Origin of the sequence: Gemmata palustris (assembly GCF_017939745.1) — a bacterium.
GTDB lineage: Bacteria > Planctomycetota > Planctomycetia > Gemmatales > Gemmataceae > Gemmata > Gemmata palustris.
The window spans coordinates 3,549,551-3,569,347 of sequence record NZ_JAGKQQ010000001.1 but is presented as its reverse complement, the minus strand read 5'-3'; the positions used below and the strand labels follow the sequence as shown (position 1 = coordinate 3,569,347).

General features: G+C 67.6%; 14 protein-coding genes. 9 read left to right on the top strand and 5 right to left on the bottom strand.

Going from position 1 to position 19,797, the window contains the following annotated elements; all coding sequences use genetic code 11:
- The first annotated feature begins 21 nt into the window (after positions 1-21).
- Positions 22-618, top strand: coding sequence for a hypothetical protein (locus J8F10_RS14655; RefSeq protein ID WP_210654715.1), 597 nt, complete (start codon positions 22-24; stop codon positions 616-618).
- Positions 619-759: 141 nt separating this feature from the next.
- On the opposite strand, the gene J8F10_RS14650 is transcribed toward J8F10_RS14655, so the two are convergent.
- Complete coding sequence (locus J8F10_RS14650; protein WP_210654712.1) at positions 760-1,356, bottom strand: RNA polymerase sigma factor; 597 nt, start codon at positions 1,354-1,356, stop codon at positions 760-762.
- A 97-nt stretch (positions 1,357-1,453) separates the two neighbouring features.
- On the opposite strand from J8F10_RS14650, the gene J8F10_RS14645 reads away from it, so the two are divergent.
- From J8F10_RS14645 to J8F10_RS14610, 8 genes are all read left to right on the top strand, one after another.
- Positions 1,454-3,673 (top strand): serine/threonine-protein kinase, encoded by a 2,220-nt coding sequence (locus tag J8F10_RS14645; RefSeq protein ID WP_210654710.1) that lies wholly within the window; start codon positions 1,454-1,456, stop codon positions 3,671-3,673.
- Positions 3,674-4,413: 740 nt separating this feature from the next.
- Entirely contained in the window at positions 4,414-5,361 is a 948-nt protein-coding gene (locus J8F10_RS14640; RefSeq protein ID WP_210661951.1) for a DUF1559 domain-containing protein, read from the top strand.
- A complete protein-coding gene (locus J8F10_RS14635; protein WP_210654708.1) occupies positions 5,351-5,740 on the top strand; it encodes a hypothetical protein in 390 nt (129 codons plus the stop codon). Before J8F10_RS14640 ends, J8F10_RS14635 begins: the two co-directional genes overlap by 11 nt.
- A gap of 38 nt (positions 5,741-5,778) precedes the next feature.
- Positions 5,779-8,274, top strand: a complete 2,496-nt coding sequence (locus J8F10_RS14630; RefSeq protein ID WP_210654706.1) for a deiodinase family protein — start codon at positions 5,779-5,781, stop codon at positions 8,272-8,274.
- A gap of 205 nt (positions 8,275-8,479) precedes the next feature.
- Positions 8,480-8,665, top strand: a complete 186-nt coding sequence (locus J8F10_RS14625) for a hypothetical protein (RefSeq protein WP_210654704.1) — start codon at positions 8,480-8,482, stop codon at positions 8,663-8,665.
- 82 nt (positions 8,666-8,747) lie between these two features.
- Entirely contained in the window at positions 8,748-9,908 is a 1,161-nt protein-coding gene (locus J8F10_RS14620) for an ABC transporter substrate-binding protein (protein WP_210654702.1), read from the top strand.
- Between the two features lie 35 nt (positions 9,909-9,943).
- Positions 9,944-10,987, top strand: a complete 1,044-nt coding sequence (locus J8F10_RS14615; protein WP_210654700.1) for an ABC transporter permease — start codon at positions 9,944-9,946, stop codon at positions 10,985-10,987.
- Complete coding sequence (locus tag J8F10_RS14610; RefSeq protein WP_390891108.1) at positions 10,981-11,790, top strand: ABC transporter ATP-binding protein; 810 nt, start codon at positions 10,981-10,983, stop codon at positions 11,788-11,790. The genes J8F10_RS14615 and J8F10_RS14610 overlap by 7 nt, the downstream gene beginning before the upstream one ends.
- A 21-nt stretch (positions 11,791-11,811) precedes the next feature.
- Here J8F10_RS14610 and J8F10_RS14605 read toward each other — a convergent pair whose 3' ends face one another.
- Genes J8F10_RS14605 through J8F10_RS14590 form a run of 4 tightly spaced genes read right to left on the bottom strand, consistent with a single transcriptional unit; the run spans position 11,812 to position 19,789 of the window.
- Positions 11,812-12,948 (bottom strand): hypothetical protein, encoded by a 1,137-nt coding sequence (locus J8F10_RS14605; protein WP_210654696.1) that lies wholly within the window; start codon positions 12,946-12,948, stop codon positions 11,812-11,814.
- On the bottom strand, positions 12,945-14,768 hold the full coding sequence (locus J8F10_RS14600; protein WP_210654694.1) for a CRTAC1 family protein: 1,824 nt from the start codon (positions 14,766-14,768) through the stop codon (positions 12,945-12,947). The genes J8F10_RS14605 and J8F10_RS14600 overlap by 4 nt, the downstream gene beginning before the upstream one ends.
- Positions 14,765-18,259 carry a CRTAC1 family protein gene (locus J8F10_RS14595; protein WP_210654692.1) on the bottom strand — a complete coding sequence of 1,165 codons (3,495 nt, stop codon included), beginning with the start codon at positions 18,257-18,259 and terminating at the stop codon, positions 14,765-14,767. Before J8F10_RS14595 ends, J8F10_RS14600 begins: the two co-directional genes overlap by 4 nt.
- A gap of 24 nt (positions 18,260-18,283) precedes the next feature.
- Positions 18,284-19,789, bottom strand: coding sequence for an NAD(P)/FAD-dependent oxidoreductase (locus tag J8F10_RS14590; RefSeq protein ID WP_210654690.1), 1,506 nt, complete (start codon positions 19,787-19,789; stop codon positions 18,284-18,286).
- Positions 19,790-19,797: the final 8 nt, after the last annotated feature.

The following is a 19,797-nucleotide window of genomic DNA, read 5'->3' as shown; positions in this document are numbered from 1 at the left end:
AAAATAAAAGGAGGAAGTCCGATGAGGACTTTACTTGCAAGTTTGCTGGCAACCGGGATGGTTGCTGGGACCGCGGCGGCCGGCTCAAAGGGCTCGAGTGGCGGCGGGGGCGGGCACTCCGGTCCGATCGGGATCTCCAAGCCGTCCGGGGGATTTAAACCCGGGGGCAGCCCGTTCGGGGGGCAGGGCCGGCCGGTTCAGTCGATCGGGAACCATCACCAGACGTTCGGGAACTACCACCAGAAGTACGGTAAGTCGTTCGGCGGCGGGTATTACTACCCCGGTCGATCCCACTCTCACTGGTCGTATTGGGGCTACTCGCAGCGGTACGGCTGCAACTGTTACTGGTGCCCGTCGACGAGCTGCTACTACTACTGGTGCCCGTCGGCGTCGTGCTACTACCCGGTTAGCTACTACGCATCGGCCCCGCCCGTCGCGGTTGTCGCGCCCGTGCCGGTTCCGGTCGCCGTCGCCCCGGTGGTAGCCCCGGTTGCAATTGCGGCACCGGTTGGGATTCCGGCCCCGATCCAGGTCCAAACGCAGACCCAGACGCAAACGCAAACCCAGACCCAGACGCAAGTGCAAGGGCCTCCGGTCGGCGTTCCCCCGCTGCCGTAACCGTCGCGGCCTCGTGCTCGTGGTTGCGTAGGCTCTCGATCAGTTTCGTTCGGGATTGACCGGCACACGACACGAGATCGCTCCGCCCCTTCCAGATTGGCAGGGGCGGAGCTTCGCGCGCGGTTCGGGATCGGCGTGTGGTCAGGCTTCCTCGCCCGGGCCGAGTAGTTCTTGCAAGCGGTGAACGAGGCGCGTGAGCAGTACCCGCGTGGCAACGTCCGATTTGTTCAGCCGAGCGGCCACGTCTTTGGTCGGGAGGCCCTCGACGTACCGCAACCGCAGCGCTTCGCGGTGCTCTTCCGGTAAAGTCGCAATTGCCGCCCGGAGCCGGACCTCGCGCTCGTCGCGCACGACCGCTTGGGTCGGGGTGGTGATGCTGGCCGCGAGGAGGGCGATGAGATCCGGGCTCCCCTCGCCGGCCGGGACGTTTCCGGGTTGCTCGCGCTCGGCGGCCCGTTTGGAAGCCGCGAAGTGCCGGTGGGCGTCGATCACGCACTGTTCGGCCAGGTGGCACAGCCACCCGAACGGGTCGCGATCGCCGAGTTCCGTTTGGGGCAGTTCCCGCAGCGCCTTGATCGCGACTTCCTGGGCAATGTCCTGCGGGTCCAGTTTGCCGCGCAGGGTTGCGCCGAGGCGCCCTTCAACGAACGCGACCAGGGCCGGGCGCCGGTGCTCGAGGAACGCGGCGAGGGCCGCCGGGTCGCGGTGGAGAACATCGGAGAGGGGGACATCGCTCATGGCGGAAGCTCCGGGGCGGGTGGCGGCCGTTCCTCTCGGGGGCGATCGGGTGTATTGTAACCGCTCGCCCGCGCCGCGGCGCCGATCTGGGTCCACCATGCTCTCGACCACCGGGCACTCGTTACCCGCTTCAACGACCCGAATCTGGGACGTGATTACGGAGCGCCTCGAGGCCTTCGCGCGCGCGTGGGAGTCCGCCGGCGCGCCGCCCGAGCTCGCGGCATTTCTCCCGATCGGGTGGCCCGACGCGCGCGGGTTGCTCCTGGTGGAACTCATCAAGTTCGATCTCGAGACCCGGCTCCAGCGCGGGCTCGACTGCGCGCTCGAAGACTACATTCGGCAGTTCCCCGAACTGGACCGCGCCGGGCCGCCGGCGGACCTGTTGTACGAAGATTTCCACCTGCGCCGGCGCGCGGGGCGCGCCCCCCAACCGAGCGACTACTTCGACCGCTTCCCGGACCGGGCCGACGAACTGGCACGGCTCCTGGGCGGTACCGCGGTGGCCCGTTCCACGTCGGTGCTCGCGTCGCGGACCGCGGTCTCGGTTCGGGCGGGCGACCGGCTCGATGATTTTGATCTGCTCACGCTGATCGGGGAAGGGCAGTTCGCGAAAGTATTTTTGGCCCGTCAACTGACCATGCAGCGGCTCGTTGCTTTGAAAGTAACGGCCTCGCGCGGGATGGAGGCTCAGACTTTGGCCCAATTGGATCACCCGCACATCGTCCGGGTGTACGACCAGCGGGTGCTGAACGAGCGCGGGCTCCAGTTGGTGTACATGCCGTACCTGCCGGGCGGGACGCTCCTGGACGTGATCGCGCACGCCCGGACCGTTCCCGCCGATCAGTGGACCGGGCGCACGCTCCTCGACGCGATCGACGCGGTCCTGGTGCGGCGCGGCGAAGTCCCGTCCGCGGCGTCGCCGGTGCGCCGGCTGTGGGCGGAGCGCGACTGGGCGACGACCGTGTGTGCGATCGGCGCGAAACTGGCCGCGGCCCTCGACTACGCCCACGCGCGCGGCGTGCTGCACCGGGACGTGAAACCCGCGAACGTGCTCCTGGCGGCCGACGGGGAACCGCTGCTGGCGGACTTCAACGTCGGGTGCTGCTCCAAACTCGACGGGGCGGGACCGGTCGTCTTGTTCGGCGGCAGCCTGGGGTACATGGCGCTCGAACACCTGGAAGCGTTCGACCCCTCGCACCCGCGCGCGCCGGAAACTCTTGACGGGCGGGCCGATGCGTTCAGCCTCGCCGTTACGCTCTGGGAACTGGCCACGGGGAGCCGCCCCTTCGGGCCGGAGCGCGTGACCCCCGACCGCCAGGAAACCGTGAGGGGGTTGGCCGCACAGCGGCGGACCGGTCCGCCGCCGGAAGCCGTGGCCGCGTTCCCGAGCGGGGGCGCGCCGGGGTTGCGCGACGTGCTGCTCTCGTGTTTGCAGGCCGATCCGGACCGGCGACCGGCGACCGTTGGGGAATTGGGGCGGGAACTCGAACTGTGCCTCCGCCCGGCCGCGCGCGCCTTGGTCCGACCCGCACCCGGCGGGTGGCGCGAACTCGTTTGCCGGTACCCACTGCTGACCGTTTACCTGTTTGCGGTGATCCCGAACATGTTGGCGTCGGCGTTCAACATCGCGTACAACCGGGCCGAAATCATTGCGCAGTGGTCCGCCGCCGAGAGCGTGTTCGATCAGGTGATTTTGGCCGTGAACGGGGTGTTCTTCCCGCTCGGAATGGTCGCGTCCTGGTTGGCACTGCGGCCCGTGTTGCGCGGGTTGCGGCACGTTCGGCGGGGGAACCGACCGGTGCCCGACGATCCGGCCCGCGGGCGCTGCCTCCAGTTCGGCGCGATGACCGCGGGGATCTCTGTGGTGTGCTGGACGCTGGCCGGGGTGCTGTGGCCCATCATTTTGCGCGCGACGGCCGGTCCGCCGCCGCAAGGCGAGGAGGCTTACGTTCACTTCCTGCTCTCGCTCATCGTTTGCGGACTGATGGCGGCCGTGTACCCGTACTTCATGGTGACGTGTTTGTCCGTGACGGTCCTGTACCCGGCCCTTCTCGGCTCGAGTGGCTTCGGCCCGGACGATCGGGCGGCCCTCCGACGGGTCGAGAACTCCCTCGGGCGCTACCGAGCGGCTGCGACGGCGGTCCCGCTGATCGCCGTCGCGATTTTGGCCTCCCGCGGGGCCTCGAACCCGCCCGCGGTGGCCGCCATGAGTGTGGCGGGGTTGGTCGGGGTGGCCCTCGCGTTTATGCTCGAGAGCCGGACCCGCGCGGCCCTTGCCGCGCTGATCGATTTGCCGGCCCGCGAGCGCGACTCGTGATCGGTGCGCGGCCCGCGGCCGGTACGAGAATGTGTGGGTTAGAGGGAGCGCATCGGCCGGCGTTATCGCGACCCTCGTGAGCTCGTGTGGGGGAGTGATTTTCAGTTGCTTCCGGCGGCGTGCTTGCGTAGATTCGGAGTGTTCGAGCCTCGCGTTAAGAATTTGATGCTCTCCCACTCTCTCATCCGCCGTTGCGGGTGGGCCGTCGCGCTCGTCGCGGTCGCCTGCCTGTCTCCGACCCGTGCTGAAGCGCGGTGCGGGGGGCATTCGTCCGGGGGATTCTCGCCCCTCATCGAATTGGAATCGCAATCCGCACAATCCGGGCCGGCCGAACGCCACAACTCGGCGCCGTGTCGGGGGCCGAACTGCTCCGGTGCTCCGGTGCGCGAGTCGCTCCCGGTGCCGCCGGTTCCGTCCGTATCGACACAGGTGAAGGACCAAGTTCGGTGCTTCACTCTGTCCGAAGGCGGTGCTCCGGCTCCGTCCTTTGATCGCGAATCGTCATTTCCGCGACCGATTCTTCGGGCGCCCTCGGTCTTCCACCCACCGCGACTCGGCTGAACTCGTCAACTGCGCCCGTGTTGCGCGCTCCCACGCCCACTGCACGGTGTGGCGCTTTTGACGGTCGGTGTTGGCACGCATTTGGTGCCGAAGCGTAGCCAACCTCGGCGCGCCCGTTGGGGCGCGCCCAATCGCTGTTGGTGTCTTGTACTCATTCTTCCCAAGACCGAGCCCTCATCATGGATCGTTCATTCGCCCGCAGAGCGGGCTTTACGCTGATCGAACTCCTCGTCGTTATGGCCATTATTGCGATTCTCATTGGGCTATTGCTCCCGGCCGTTCAGAAGGTGCGCGAGGCGGCGGCCCGGATGAAGTGCCAGAACAATCTCAAGCAGATCGGGCTCGCGCTGCACAACTTCCACGACACCGCCGGCAAGTTCCCGAGCGGCGGGCTCGCGCCGACCGTGACGCCCGGCTCGCAGTTCTCCGCGCTGACCCAGATCCTGCCGCAAATGGAACAGGACAACGTGTACAAGCTGATCGATTTCCGCGCGCCGCCGACGGACGCCGCGAACACCACCGCGCGCAACACGGTGATCGGCGGGTTCCGGTGCCCGTCGGACCGCGACAACCCGATCCCCGCGTCCGGGGCCGCGACCAACTACATGGCCAACACGGGCACCATGCCGTTTTTCGTGATCCCCAACCCCGCACTCTACAACGGCGTGTTTTACGTGAACACGGCCGTCGGGTTCGGGGACATCACCGACGGAACGAGCAACACCGCGTTCTTCAGCGAGCGGCTACTGGCCGACGGCAGCAACGGGATCATCAGCCCGATCGAGGACGTGTTCTTCAACCCCAGCGACCCGGCGAACGCGGACGCGGCCCACGCCACGTGTTTGGGCGTGGACACGGCGAACCTCGCCAACCAGTTCCCGCTGTTCATGGGGGCGCCGTGGATGCACCACCAGCACCGGTACCAGCACATCTCGCCGCCCAACGGCCGCTCGTGCGGGTTCTTCGTGGTCGGCAAGTCGACCATGCCGCCGAGCAGCCGGCACACCGGCGGGGTGAACGTATTGATGGGCGACGGCGGGGTGCGGTTCGTTCGCGACAGCATCGATCTGCAAACGTGGCGCGGACTCGGCACGCGCGCGAACGGGGAGGTGCTCGGTGATTTCTAAACTCGCGCGCTGCGCGGTATTCGTGCTCGCGTGCTGGGCCGCGGTCGGGTGCTCGAACGGCCCGCGGCGCGCTGCGCCCGTGGAGTCGGACAAGGCGCTCGCCGCCCTCCGCACCGCGCTCGACGCCTGGAAAGCGGGGCAGAAGATCGAGTCCCTGGGCCAGTCGACGCCGCCCATTGTCGCCCAGGACTTCGACTGGATGGCCGGGGCGAAGCTCACGGAGTACAAGCTCCTGAGCGACGGAACGCCCGAGGACGCGAACCTGCGCGTGCAGGCCCAAATCACCGTTCGCGACGCGCAGGGGCGCGCCGCGACCAAGACCGTTACCTACATCGTCGGCACGGACCCCAAACTGACGGTGTTCCGCGCGATGGAATGACCGCGCCCGTTCGTCTCGATCACCCGGAGGTTCATCCCATGCGGACTCGATTCTTCGCAGCGCCGGTTCTGGCCGCGCTGCTCATCGCACCGGGGCCGGCCGCGGACGCGCCGAAACCGGTGGTACTGCCGAAACTCGACCCGGACAAACTCGGTGACGCGAAAGAGGCCGCGGCCGCGGTGGAACTCGTCGAGAAGCACTTCGCGGGCGCGCCGCAACCCGAAGCGGCGCGGATGCTCGTCGCGATCCTGAAGGGGTCGCAGTTGAACGGTACCGACGGCTGGTTCGGCCCGTCCGAGTCGCGGTACACCTGGAAATGGCTGGTCGAACACAGCGGGCTCGACGCGAAGATTACTGCGATCCCGCGGGACAAGTTCCGCGGATCGGCGGCACTGTTCGATGCGCTCGACCGCGACGGCGACGGGAAGATCGCCCCCTCCGACCTCGACTGGTCGGACCGCAGCCCCTACGTGCAACAGGCCAACATGCTCTCGCGCATGTTCCGCCGGTTCGATGTGTCCGGTGACGGGCGCCTCACGCGCGAGGAACTCGACGAGGTGTTCAAGCGGCTCGCGAGCGGGAAGGACCACTTCACCGCCGACGACTTCCGCCGCGCGATGATCCCGCGCGGGCCGGCCGGGTTCGCTCCGGGCGACGGCCCGACGGTTCCGGTACTGGTGAAGGGGCTGTACGCGGGCGAGATCGGGTCCATCCAGGAAGGGCCGAAGGTCGGCACTCTCGCGCCGGACTTCACGCTCAAGTCGGTGGACGGCAAGGAAACGGTGCAGCTCTCGAAGGAGACCGGCAAGCGCCCCGTCGTACTGGTGTTCGGGAACTTCACCTGCGGGCCGTTCCGCGCGCTCTACCCGGACGTGGACGCGCTCTTCGAGCGGTACAAGGACAAGGCCACGTTCATCATGGTCTACGTGCGCGAAGCGCACCCGACGGACGGCTGGAAGATGGAATCGAACGCCCGGCTCGGCGTCGCCGTGAAGCAGCCGACTACCACCGAAGAGCGGGCCGAAGTGTGCGCGCAGTTCCGCAAAAAGCTAAACCCGGGACTGCCCGTGTTCGTAGACGAGATCAGCGACCCGGTCGGTAATGCGTACAGCGGGATGCCGGCGCGCCTGTACGTGATCGACGCGGGCGGGAAGGTCGCGTACAAGAGCGGGCGCGGGCCGTTCGGCTTCAAACCGGGCGAAATGGAGCAGGCGCTTCTCATGAGCCTCATTGAATCCGCGCCCGTGAAGGCGCCGAAGACCGATGTCGGCGTGATTCCCCTGCCGAGTGATAAGGACACATGGGCGAAGCTGCCGAAGGTCGAAGCGGGAGGGGACGGACCGCTGCCGAACTGGGTGAAGGCGGTCGCCGGGCACTTACCGCGGACCGCGGCCGCGATGCTCGTACTCGACGAGGCGCACCGGACGAAAAGTCCGCTGGACCCGGCGCTCCGAGCGAAAATGCGCTGGGCCGTCGCCCGGGCGAACCGGTGCGAGTACACCGAACTGACCGCGCTCGCCGACCTCAAGCGAGTGGCCGGCGCCGAGGCCGTAACTGTGCTCACGGGCGCCCCGGCCAAGTGGCCGACCGAGGACCGGGAACCGCTCGAGTTCGCCCGGTTGTTGACGCTCGCCGCGCCGACGATCACGGACGAGCAATTTGCCACGCTGCGGAAGCGGTTCGGCGACAAGAAGGTCGCGGCGATGGTGCTGCTCGCGGCTTACGGCAACTTCCAGGACCGACTGATCCTCGGGCTGGGCATCCCGCTGGAGGCGGACGGGCCGGTGGCCCCGCTCGGCGTGAAGTTCGCCGCTGATGCACTGCAAGTCGCTCCGATTCTGCCCGAGCAGAAGGAACTTCCCGCGCTCCTCAAATCGGGCGAGACGGTCGTCCCGCGCGACCCGGAGTGGTCGAAGCTGACGTTCGACGACCTCCAGAAGCGCCTGGAAAAGCAGCGGGACCGGACCCCGCGGTTGCCCGTCCCGGAGTGGGAACAGGTGAAGGCCGCGCTGCCGCCCGGGTACGCGACGCGGCCGACGAAGATCGTCTGGAGCCTCGTTTGCAACGGCTACGTGCCCGAACTGGCCGTCCCGTGGAACGTCGCGACGCGGACCATGTGGGCCGAGTCGAAGCAGGACCGCGTGTTCGAGGAGAGCCTGTTCTGGGTTCAGACCCGGAGCATCCAGTGCAACTACTGCATGGGCCACTGCGAAATGCTCCTGGAAGTGGCCGGGCTGGACAAGAAGGCCGTCGCCGAGCGCACCCGGCGCCTGGCCGGGGACGACTGGTCCTGCTTCCCCCCCGCCGAGCAACACGCCTACGCCTACGCGCGGAAGCTCTCGCTCGCTCCGTGGGATCTGAACGCGGCCGATTACCGGACGCTGGAAAAGCAGCTCGGACCCGATAAGGCTCTGTTCACGTTCTGGTGGCTGTGCCGCGGACTGTATATGACCCGCATTTCCGACGGGTTCCAACTGCCGCTGGAGCGCGAAAACGTGTTCGCCAGCCCGCCGAAAAAGCCCGAGGAGAAATAGGAGTAACCGGGCGAACGATGTTTGAGTGTGATAGAGTGGGCGCGTTTCGCAGGGACGCGCCCACGCCCGAAGGTGGCGCAGCACTCGCACTGCGTGCCGTCGGTTCGGGTGCGAATCGAACACCGGCTCCCAACCCGGAGCGGGTCCGGGTCCGCGACATCCGCGGCCGACCCGCCGGGAGAGCATATTCACCAGGAGATTGGCAATGGCGAACGACGAAGTACTCGCGAACCAACGAACGATTCTGGGGAACCAGCAGCAGATCTTGACCAACCAGGCGAAGATCGAGGCCAACCAATCGGTGATCCTGGCTAACCAAGCGAAACTCGACAAGATGTTGGCGAACCAGGAAACGATCCTGGCGAACCAGGAAAAGATTCTCAAGAAGTGACCGCGCCCCGCCCGTCGGAACGGCTCCGGCGGGCGGTATCATGACACGGGTACTCAACGGCCGCACCACACGAGACTTCACGATGACCAGTACACCCGCGCCCCGCCGGCCGCGCACCCGGTTCCTTCTCGCGGCGCTGTTCGGCGCGGTGGGACTCGCGCTCCTTCCGGTCGGGTGCGGCAAGAGCGACTCGACCGGCGGCGACCCCGGCAAGATCAAGGTCGCGTACCTCGGGCTGACCTGCGAGGCGCCGATCTTCGTCGCCCAGGAAAAGGGGATGTTCACCGAACAGGGCGCCGACGTCGAGATCGTGAAGACGGACTGGGACGGGCTGCGCGAGGGGCTCGCCAGCGGCCAGTTCCACGCGAACCACACGCTCGTGATGTACATCCTCAAGGGCGTCGAGAAGGGGAGCGATTTCAAGATCACCGCGGGCGTCCACACCGGCTGCCTGCGGGTGCAGGTGCCCCCGAACTCTCCGATCAAGAGCGTCGCGGAACTGAAGGGCAAGCGGATCGGGGTGCCGTCGAACATCGGCAGCCCGCCGGCCATGTTCGCCAGTCGCACGCTCGCCGCCGTCGGCATCGACCCATCGGTCGAGGCCAAGGAGGTCACCTGGGTCGCGATGGAACCGGGGCTGCTCGGGCAGCGGCTCCAACAGGGCGAGCTCGACGCGATCGCCACGGCCGACCCGATCGGCACCATCCTGGAAGGGAACAAGATCGTCCGAACCATCGCCGATCAAGCGACGGACCAGCCGTATGCCGACGAGTATTGCTGTGCGGTGGTCGTGAACGGCGAGTTCGCGCGCAAGTACCCCGCGGCCGCGGCGAAGGTCACCAAAGCCATCCTGAAGGGCGCGAAGTGGGTGCAGGAGAACCCGAAAGCCGCGGCCGAATTGGGCGTCGAAAAGAAGTACATCGCGGCCAAGGTCGATATCAACACTCAGGCGCTGATGCAGTTGAAGTACATGCCGGGTGTGGCGAAGGGGAAACGGAGCGTCGAGCAGGCGGCCGAGGACATGAAGAAGGCCAAGCTGCTCGGGGCGTCGACGGACCCGGCGGCACTGGCGAAGCGGGCGTGGATCGATCTCGAAGGGGTCACCGACGAGTGGGTCAGCGCCCAGAATGTCGAGCACATCGAGGGCGCCCGCCCGCTGCGGCTCAGGCCCGATCTGTTCGCGGCGCTGTTCGACGGCGGGAAGGGGAGCTGCCTCTGCTGCACCCGCTGTTGCATTGAGTGACCGGTCCGACACGGTTTTGTTCTGGAGATTGCTTGATGGCTTCAAACCTCGCCGACCCTCAGGCGGGTGTCGCCGCGCCGGTAACCGACCGGCGCGGCGCCGGCACCATTGGCCCGACGCTCAGTGTTCTCTCCCCCGTCTTCGTCGTCGCCGCGGCCCTGGTCGTTCACCAGTTCCTACCCACCGAGCAGCTCCCGCCCCTCACGTGGTTGGACGCGCTCCCGGAGTGGCGCCACCCCTATCCCGTGGCCCTCGCCCTGGTCGCACTCGGCGCTCTGCTCGCCGCGCTCGCACACGCGGTGGTCCCGGCGCTGCGGGCGGTGGTGCGCCACAACGCGCCGCTCGTCGCGGGGGCGGTCGGCGTCGCGGCCGTATGGGAACTCGTGACGACGAAAATGAACTGGCTCCACCAGCCCTTTTTCCCGGGTCCGAACGAGGTGCTCGGGGCGATCATTGAGGACCGCGTGCTGCTGCTCGAAAGCGCGTGGCACTCGCTGCGGCTGCTCCTCGCCGGCTACGCGGTCGGGGCCACCGCGGGGCTGGTCACGGGGATCGTCGTCGGTTGGTTCCCGCGCGTGCGCTACTGGGCCATGCCCGCGCTGAAGTTCATCGGCCCGATTCCCGCTACGGCACTCATCCCGCTCGTGATGACCATCTGGAAGGACTCGTTCACCTGCGCGGTCGCGCTGATCGGGTTCGCGGTCTGGTTCCCGATGACCATTCTCACGTCGTCGGGCATCGCCAACGTGCGGTTGTCGTACCTCGACGTCGCGCGGACGCTCGGTGCCGGGCGGTTCTACCTGATCTTCCGCGTCGCCGTGCCCGCCGCGATGCCGAACATCTTCATCGGCCTGTTCATGGGGCTGGGCGCCTCGTTCCTGACCCTGATCGTCGCCGAAACCGCCGGCGTACCGGCCGGCCTCGGGTGGTACCTGAGCTGGCAAAAGGGGTACATGGAGTACGCGAAGATGTACGGCGCGCTGGTCCTCAGTGCGGTGTTCTTCTCCACCCTGATGACGCTCCTGTTTCAAGCGCGCGACCGGGTTCTGAAGTGGCAGAAGGGGGTCATCAAGTGGTGAGCGACGCGGTCGGAGCGGGGGAGGGTGCGGCCCTTCGTGCCCGTTCGCTGGGTAAGACGTTCGCCACCGCTGAGGGGGGGCACGTGGTCGCACTCGATAGCGTGGCGCTCGACGTCGGGGCCGGGGAACTGGTGTCGCTGGTCGGGCCGAGCGGGTGCGGGAAGTCCACGCTCCTGCGCCTGGTCGCGGGACTGGATCGACCGACCGGGGGCGAATTGTGGGTCGGCTCCGAACCGATTACGGGGCCGAGCGCCGACCGGGGCGTCGTGTTCCAGGACCCGAGCCTGTTCCCCTGGCTGACGATTCGGCGGAACATCGAGTCCGGGCTCGTGGCCCGCGGCGTGCTTCGGAGCAAGCGGCACGAAGTGGACGAGTACCTGCGGCTCGTCGGGCTCGAGGGGTTCGCGAACGCCTACCCGCACCAGCTCTCCGGCGGGATGGCGCAGCGGGCGGCGCTGGCCCGGGCACTGATTAATCACCCCCGGGTGCTGCTGCTCGACGAGCCGCTCGGCGCGCTCGATCAGTTCACCCGGATGCGGATGCAGGACGAGATCCTGCGGGTGTGGCAGGCGCGCGGGACGACGATGCTACTCGTCACCCACGACATTGATGAAGCGCTCTACCTCAGCGACCGGATCGCGGTCATGACCCCGCGCCCGGGGCGGATCGATCGGGTACTGGACGTGGACCTCCCGCGCCCGCGCCAGCGCAACGACCGCCGGTTCCTCGAGTACCGCGCCCGGCTCCTCGAGTTGCTCCAACTCACCGGCGGAATCGAGGCCCCGTTCGACCCGGGCGCGTAGTCCCGGTCCGGTTCGCCGCGATCACGTTTTCGTCAAAACGGCCGGTGCCATTGCCGGTACCGGTTCGGACACCTCTTCGGGCGCGGGTGCGACCGCGCGTTTGGCGCGCCGCTTCCGGGCGCGGTCGGCGTAAATCTCCACCAAATTGGCCGCCGGGCCGACGACGAACAGCGCGTGGTAGAGCGAGTGAACGTCCTTGAACACCAGTCGGAAGAACGTCTCGGCCGCGGCCACAAGGACCGCGACGAGAACCTGGGGCCCGCGCCCCCGGACGGTCGTCTTCGGGTCGGTAATCATGAAGAAGATGTAGAGCTGGAACATCGGGCTCGTGATCGGCGCGAGTTCCGCCTGCCATTTGTGGCCGGTGATTTCGCTCCGCAGGAACGCGAGCGGGACGAACGCGATGATGAAGGCCAGGGGGATGTGGAACCGGCCGAGCTTGTACATAATCATGCCGCCGAGCACCCAGATCGTCGCCACCGCCCAGCCGTTGTTCCCGGCCTGGACGCTGAGGCTCGCGACGTACTGCGGGGCCAGGAACAGCATCACCGTCATCCCGAGGTTCGTGGGGTTCCACAGGTGCCGGTTGCTCACCCGCAGAACGTACTTCGAGGTGATCGAGATCAGCCCGCACAGGACGAACGGCCACAGGAGCGACGACTTCACCAGGATGCCGGCGCTGATCCCGGAGATGTACGCGCTCGCGAGGTTCGGCCACTTGCCCCACATGAACCGCCCGAGGATCAGTTCGCACAGCACCGTGGCCGCCATCGTCAGGAACGTGGGGGAGTATTCCAGGACCATCCCGTCGGTCCACGACACGAGCCACGGCGGGGCGGGGTGGTTCTCCAGGAGCCCGAACGAGGCGTCGCTGAGCGCGAGGATGGCGGTAATCAGGATCGGGGCGTGGAACCGCGGGTCGCGCGACACGACCTGCCACCAGACCGCGAGCAGCGCGACGAGCAGGAGCGAGATCGCCGCCACGCGCGTGGTCGCCGGGTCGCCGGCCCCGGCGAAGTGCTCCAACAGTGCCCCGCGCGCGATGTAGAAAACGCCGACCAGGGCCGCGGTCGCGCCGGCGCGCCACGCCAAACCGGACCAGGATTGGGCCGGGCCGTGCGGGGGGCGGGGACTCACCGGGGGGAGAGGGGGAGTCATGATCCAGGTTCCTCGACGCGATGGATAATGCCGGCCTTCGGAGAATGAATCGTTTGAGTTCGGCCCGAGGGCCAGATGATGTCGGCCTTCTCGATCCTGGCGCCGGTGCCGAGCCCGAAGTGCAGGCGGAACATGTTCTGCGAGGCGTAACCGTCGCCGGCGGTGATGACCTGGAGCTGTTCCTGGAGCGGCCCGTCGCCCTGGCGCCACGCCAGGCGCACCTGGGCGCCGATGGCGCTGCGGTTGCTCCACCCCTTCTCGCGCCCGGGGCGGGCGCCGCCCGTGAGCGCGAACTGGACCCAGCCGCGGCCCGGGGCCACGGTGTTCTTGTAGAGCAGGAGCGGCCCGTTTTGGTTGGCGACCGCGACGTCCACGACCCCGCGGTTGAACAGATCCCCCAGCGCGACCGCCCGGCCGTCGAACGTGTCCGCGACGCCGACCGCGGCGCCCACATCCGTGAAGCTGCCGCCCTTATTGAGCCAGAGGCACTTCTGCTGGTAGCCGCTGAGACTCTGGTCGCCGATCGGGGGCCAGAATTGCGCTTCGCGGATCAGCCCCTTCAGCCCGCCCGCGATCTTGCCGTAGTCGTACCAGTAGCTCTTCCCCTTCGCCGCCGAAACGTAGCCGTTGGTCAGGTACAGGTCGAGTCGGCCGTCGTTGTTCAGGTCGCCGAACTTCGCCCCCCAACTCCACCCCCCCTGTTCGACGCTGAGGGTACCGGCCTGATTGAGGTAGCGGGGGCGCCCGGTCCGCGTTTTCCCGGTCGGCACCCACAAGTTGTTGCCCTGAACGAGGTTCCCGGCCTCGGTGATGTTCGAGATGTAGATCGCGAGCTGGCCCTTATTCAGCACGTCACCCAGGGTCGCGTTCATCCCGCTTTTCGGGGCTAGACCGATACCGGTTTCCTGCCCGACTTCCTCGAACCGCTCTCCGCCCTTATTGGCGAAGAACTCGGAGATGCCGTAGTCGTTCGCCAGCACGATGTCCGGGTACCCGGTGCCGCACAGATCGGCCGCGACTACGCCGAGCGTCCAACGGGTGCTCTTGATGCCCACTTTCGCCGTCACGTCCTCGAACGTGCCGTCCCCGCGGTTCCGCAACAGGTACTTGCGCCCGCCGTTCTCGGCGAACTCGAACGATTCGGGCATCACCTGGGTCGTTTTCAGGTTCCACAAGTCGATGCCCTCGGGCCAGTACCCGGCGATGAACAGGTCCGGTAACCCGTCCCGGTCGTAGTCGAGCCAGCACGCGGAGTTCGCGTTGACCCACGCCGGCAGCCCGGCCCGGTCGGTGACGCGCTCGAACCCCTTCCCCTGCTTGTTCCGAAAGAGTTCGGGCTTGCCCCACTTGTAGACGAACAGGTCCGGGAACCCGTCGTTATCGATGTCCGCCCAGATCGCGCCCATGCACGCGCCGGTTCCGGGGCGGTTCAGGTCGGCCACGCCCAGCGCGCCGGCCACGTCCTCGAACGTCCCGTCGCCGCGGTTGCGGTACAGGTGGTTCGGCTTCCCCTCTTTGCTGTTGACCGCGTACACGTCGAGCAAGTCGTCCCCGTCGAAGTCGACGAGCGAGACGCCCGCCCCCATCGCGGCCACGATGGGCATGATGTGTCCCAGCTTCGGGTCGAGGACCGGGGACTCGTGCCGGAAGGTGATCCCGGACCGTTCCGCGGACTCGGTCAGGTGGAACCCGTACCGCTTGAGTGATTCCTCCGCGGCGAGCTGCTCCTCCGAGGGCCGGTTGGTGCGGTTCAAGACGACCACCAGCCCCAGCATGCCGATGAACAGGACGGTCACAATGATTTGCTTGATCGCATTCATGGTTGTTCCCCCCGGCGCTTGAAGGCCCGCAGCCCGCGCTCGTAGGCGTCCGGGGTCACGTACCGGGTGTGGAAGTCGGTCCAGTCTTTGCGGTGCCGGCGGTACACCGGATCGTTCTCCAGTGTGGTCGGCGGGACGTCGTAGCCCGCCATGTTGTGCGCGGGGAGCGGCAGCACCGTCTTCCCGAACCGCGTGTTGAGGTCGCCGTCCTTCACCCAGCCGTCGCTGACCCAAACGAAGTCGCGTTTCCAGCCCTGGGGCGGGTCGGGCGGGGCGGTGAACCGCAGCACGATTTCGTCACCCGCTGTGAGGATTGCGTACCGGTCGTCTGTTTTCGTGAGCAGTTCTCGGACGTCCCCGAACCGCGTGTGGTACCCGATCAGATCCCGCCACGGCTGCCCTTGCGAAACGAGTCGGTCGTAGTGGGGCAACTCGGGCGAGCTGCGGTTGGCCTGCGTCATAGCCACGATACCACGGAACCGCAGGTCCGCGACAGTGGGGAGCAGCTCCTTCTCGGCGAGTTGCGCGTCACCGGCGCCGCGCGCGTAGTGCAGCGCGTCCCAGAAAATCTCCATGTTCGTGCGGAGCCGGAACCGCCGGGCGACGCCCGGGCCGTCCAGTCCGTCGAGGCGCAAGAGGACACTTTTATTCTTCCCGGCCGGGAAGCCGATTTTGTCGCGGGCCACCTTCCAGCCGCCCTTACCGTCGGGCACTTCCAGCGTCAACGCCCGCGGGCGCGTGTTCTTCCCCTGTTCGAGTGCGAAGTTCACCGAACTGTCGGTCGGGTGAATCCACCCGTGGGCGACGAGCCAGACCGGTCCCTCGGTCGGGGCGTCGGCCCCCAGATCCACCTCGACCCAGTGGTCGTTCGTGATGCCCTGGTACAGCCCGCGTCCGGCGCGGTCCAGGTACTCGCCGTCGACCGCGCGCACGATGCCGGTCACGTCCGCGCCGTGGTGGTCCCGCGCCTGGGCGACGGGTCGGGTCGGGTGCGTGAGGTGGAACGCGGGCTTGGACGGTTCCAGTGCGAACCGCTCGTCTACGTACAGATCCGTATTTTGTGGGTGATCGATAACACGCAAAGAAAGGTGGTCGAAGTAGTGCGTCTCCCAGAGGTTCGCGTTCACCCGGACCTCGTAGTGCCCGTCGCGCGGGACGAGCTGGTCGCCACGGATCTTCACCCACTCGGTCGTTTGCAGGAACCCGCCCTTGTCCTGGGCGTTGATGTACATGCCCAGCGGGGTGCTCCACATGAAGTCGGTCACGAAGACGAACCGCTCCCCGTTCCAGGTGAACAGAAACGGGCACGACCCTTTGAGGCGCTGTTCGGCGACCACGGTCTGGTCGATGCCGCGCGCGAATTCGAGTTGCGGGGTGCCGTTGGGCCACTGGATGCGGAGCACATCGCACTTGGTTCGGGTTCCCAACCCGAAGTGGATCCCGGGGCCGGTAATCGGGCGCTTCACGACGCAGGTGCCGGTGCGGAACTCGATCTCGCCCCCGACGCCGAAGGTGTTCATGCGGTTGTCGCCTTCGGTCGGCCCCGGTGCCGCACGGAACCGAACCGTTTGCCAGTGGTAATCCTTCTTGCCGACAATGCGGGTGCGGACGGGGTGCCCCTCCGCGTCGAGTGCGAGCAAATCGAGCCGCCCGGTGCCGGCGAGGTCCGCGACCGCGCACACACGCGGGGGAAGAGCCGCCGGCAAGCGCTCGAACTTTCCGCCCCCGGAACCCAACCACGCCGCACCGCCGGCCGACCCTGATACGATCAAGTCGGGCACCCCGTTGTTGTCGAGGTCCGCGGTAAGTACGTGGATGGTGCCGAGTTCCGCGCCGGCCACGTTGTCCCAGCGCCCGAGTTCGGCCACGTCCCAACTCGTCCGCTTGTTTCGGTCCGAGATGCGGAGGAGTGTTCCGTCCGCGCGGAGCGCGACGAGATCCAGCACCCCGTCATCATCGGCGTCCGAGATCGCGACCGCGCGGAACGATTCGGCCGGTGGTTTCACGGGCCACGGCTTGAACTGTCCCGAGCGCTCGCTGGCGAAGACGTGGAGCCGGCCGGCGGCGTCGAGGACCACGGCGTCCGGGGCGCCGTCGTGGTCGAGATCGGCCCAGGCGAACGCCCGTGCGTCGGCCACCTCCGGGAAGATCGGCACCACCGCGAACGTGCCATCGAGGTTGTTGCGCAGGAGGACCGGCGCGCCCGTTCGTCGGGCGAGGATGATGTCCAGGTCGCCGTCCAAGTCGACGTCGGCCGCCAGCGCCGCGGCGAAATCGCCCTTGAGTATTTCGGGCGGGAGCTTGGTCTTCGCGGTCACATCGGTGAAATTGCCGTCCGGCCCTTGTTCGTAGAACAGCACCCCTTTGGGGCCGACGAGGAGGAGATCGGTGCGGAAATCATTGTTCCAGTCGAGCGGTACGAGGCCATCCGGCGCGACCGGGATCGAGGGAAGGGTGGCCGGCGAACCGACGCGCCGCAACTCGCGCGCGTTGGCCACGAACACGACGGGCGCGCCCTCTCCCGTCAGCCAGACCGGGACCGCGACGTCCCAGTGCCCGGCGGGCGCATCTGTCAGAGGCTCGGGGGCGAATGTCAGTTCGGTATCCGGTGCGGCGGGGGAGTGGCGCGCGGGGGCGAGCCGGCGGAAGGTGTGGAGCGGGTTACCGCGGAACCCTCCCGGCGGGCTGACCTCGTTCGCGTCGCGGGCGTACCCCGGCTCGGCGCGGAAGAAGTTCGTGAAGACCTGAATGGAACCGAGCACGGCGTCGCCGAGCGGCCCGGCCGCGGCCTGTTCCAGTTCCCCGAAGAGGGTTCGGGTCTCCTCGCGCCCCCAACTCGGCGCGAAGGCCCGCAACCGAGCAAGCGTATCGTTGACGGCCGCGCGATCGTCCCGCCGCGCCGCGGTCCGCAACCGTTCGGTCAGCACGTGCCGGTTGGTGGGCCGGACGGCGAGGACGTCTTCCATCAGACGTTGGTACTCCGCGTCACTGTCCGGCTTCTGTTCCTTGTTGATGACCTGGGCGAGAAAGTAGAGCGTTTCCACGTCTTCGGGGTCTTTCGCGGTCCCCTTGCGGAGGCTCGCTACGGCCTCGGCGAACCGCCCGCGCCGCTCGTCCAGCACGCCGCGCAGTTTCGCGATGTCGGGGTCGTCCGGGGCGAGGCGCTCCGCTTCTTTCAGGTCGCGCTCGGCTTCCGGGAGCCGGGCCGTTCGGAGGTTCAGCAGCGCGCGGTTCGCCCACGCCGCGGGTTCTTGTGGGACCAGCCCGACCGCTTGATTGAGGTTCGTTTCCGCCACGTCCCAGACGTCCACGTCCAGGGCCGCGCTCCCGAGTTCAAAGGTTTCCACGAATTGTTCGTAGACCGGCTCGCCCGGAGCGGGCAGGCGCGACTGGCGCTTCCACGTGAAGAACGTCGCAACCGCGCCCGCCACGAGAAGAACGAGAACTGCGGCAATCAGTTTGGACCTGTGCCGGCGCAAAAATGAGGACATGACACTTCCGTTGACGGGTGAAACTCAACGAAGCGGGGAGAGGCTTCCGGTGTACGGGTACATGTTGCACCGGTCGGGATCGCACAACCCGCACGAATTGTACGGCGCGAGCAACTCCCGAACTTCGGCCGCGAACCGGTCCGCGTCCGCCGCGGGGAGCCCGGCGCCCTTACGGAATATGTGTTCGGCGACCGCACGGTACTCCGCGTGGTCGGTCAGCAGGAAGGCGTCGTCGGGGGTGGCGAGACCGGCCCGTTCGCGCTCCTCGCAGTAGATCGCGGCCACGAAGTACAGCGCCGCGACCGACACGAGTACGGGGAACCGATCGAAGCAGGCGAAGCACGTCCCGGTGATCTCGTCCACCCACGCGAGTTCCCGCAAAACCGTTCGGCCGTACTCGTTCAGGCGCTGTTCGCGCCCGGGGCCAGCGCGCTCTTCGGCCAAAATGCGCCCGAGCCGGTTGACCGCGAAGAGCGTTTGGGCGATGCCCGGGCTGAGCCAGGCGTCCAGAAACCCGGCGCCGTGTGGGAGCAACGCCCAGTCCGCGCCGGCCGCTTGCGAGAGCCTGCGCTGCAACCGGCCGGTGCGCACGAACGGGCGCACGGGAACGGCCCGCGCGAATTGCCGTGCGAGCGACGGGTACGTGTTCAGTAACCGCGTCCACTCGGCTTCGGGGGATTCGCCGGGAACCACCGGGTGCGCGCTGGGGTCGAGGGAGAACCCCGCGCTGGTGATGCCGTTCTCGAAGCGGAGCACCCACATCCAGCCGTTATCGATGATCTGGTGGAGCGCGGCGGCGTCGCACGGGAACGGGTGCCCGGCGGTCGCGGCCGGTCCGTACTGTTCTTCGAGCACGGATTGCCAGGGCGCGACGCCGGTGAAGTGCGAATACAACGCGCGCGATTTAGCCCGGAGGTTCGTGGGATCGACCGATTCGATCCCGAGCGCGCCGGCTATCACTTGCCCCGTCCCGGTCGCGTCGATCAGCATCCCGGCGCGGACCGCGACGGCCTCGGCGCCCCGGGTGCCGTCCAGTTCCCACCCGCCGGGGCCGTGGCGCACCGCGTGCGTTTCCAGGTTGTCGAGGTACGGAACTCCTGCTTCCACCGCGCGGTCGACGAGGTGCGAATCGAAGTCCGCTCGAAACCAGTGTGTATCAGCCGTCTCGTTGTTGGGGCTGGCCGCGACGATCAGTGTGTTCGCGTTGTCGTCCCGCGGGGTGAACGGCTGCCCGCGCTCGTGGCGGAAGAAACTGAACCCGCGCTTCAAACCGCACGGTAAGTGTGGGTTGGTCGCTTTCCAGGGGCCGTATTTGGCGAACGGTCGGAGCCAATCGAGTCCGAACCGGTTCGCGATGTCCGCGAGTTTGAAGTCGGCGAGCGGGGTCGAGGATTCCCCGATGGCGAACCGCGGGTGTTGGCCGCGCTCGAGCAGCGCGACCGAGTACCCGAGCTTCCGGGCGATGATGGCGAGGAGCGTGCCACCGAACCCGGAGCCGAGAATCGCGAGATCACAGTCGAATCGGGTCACGGTACCGG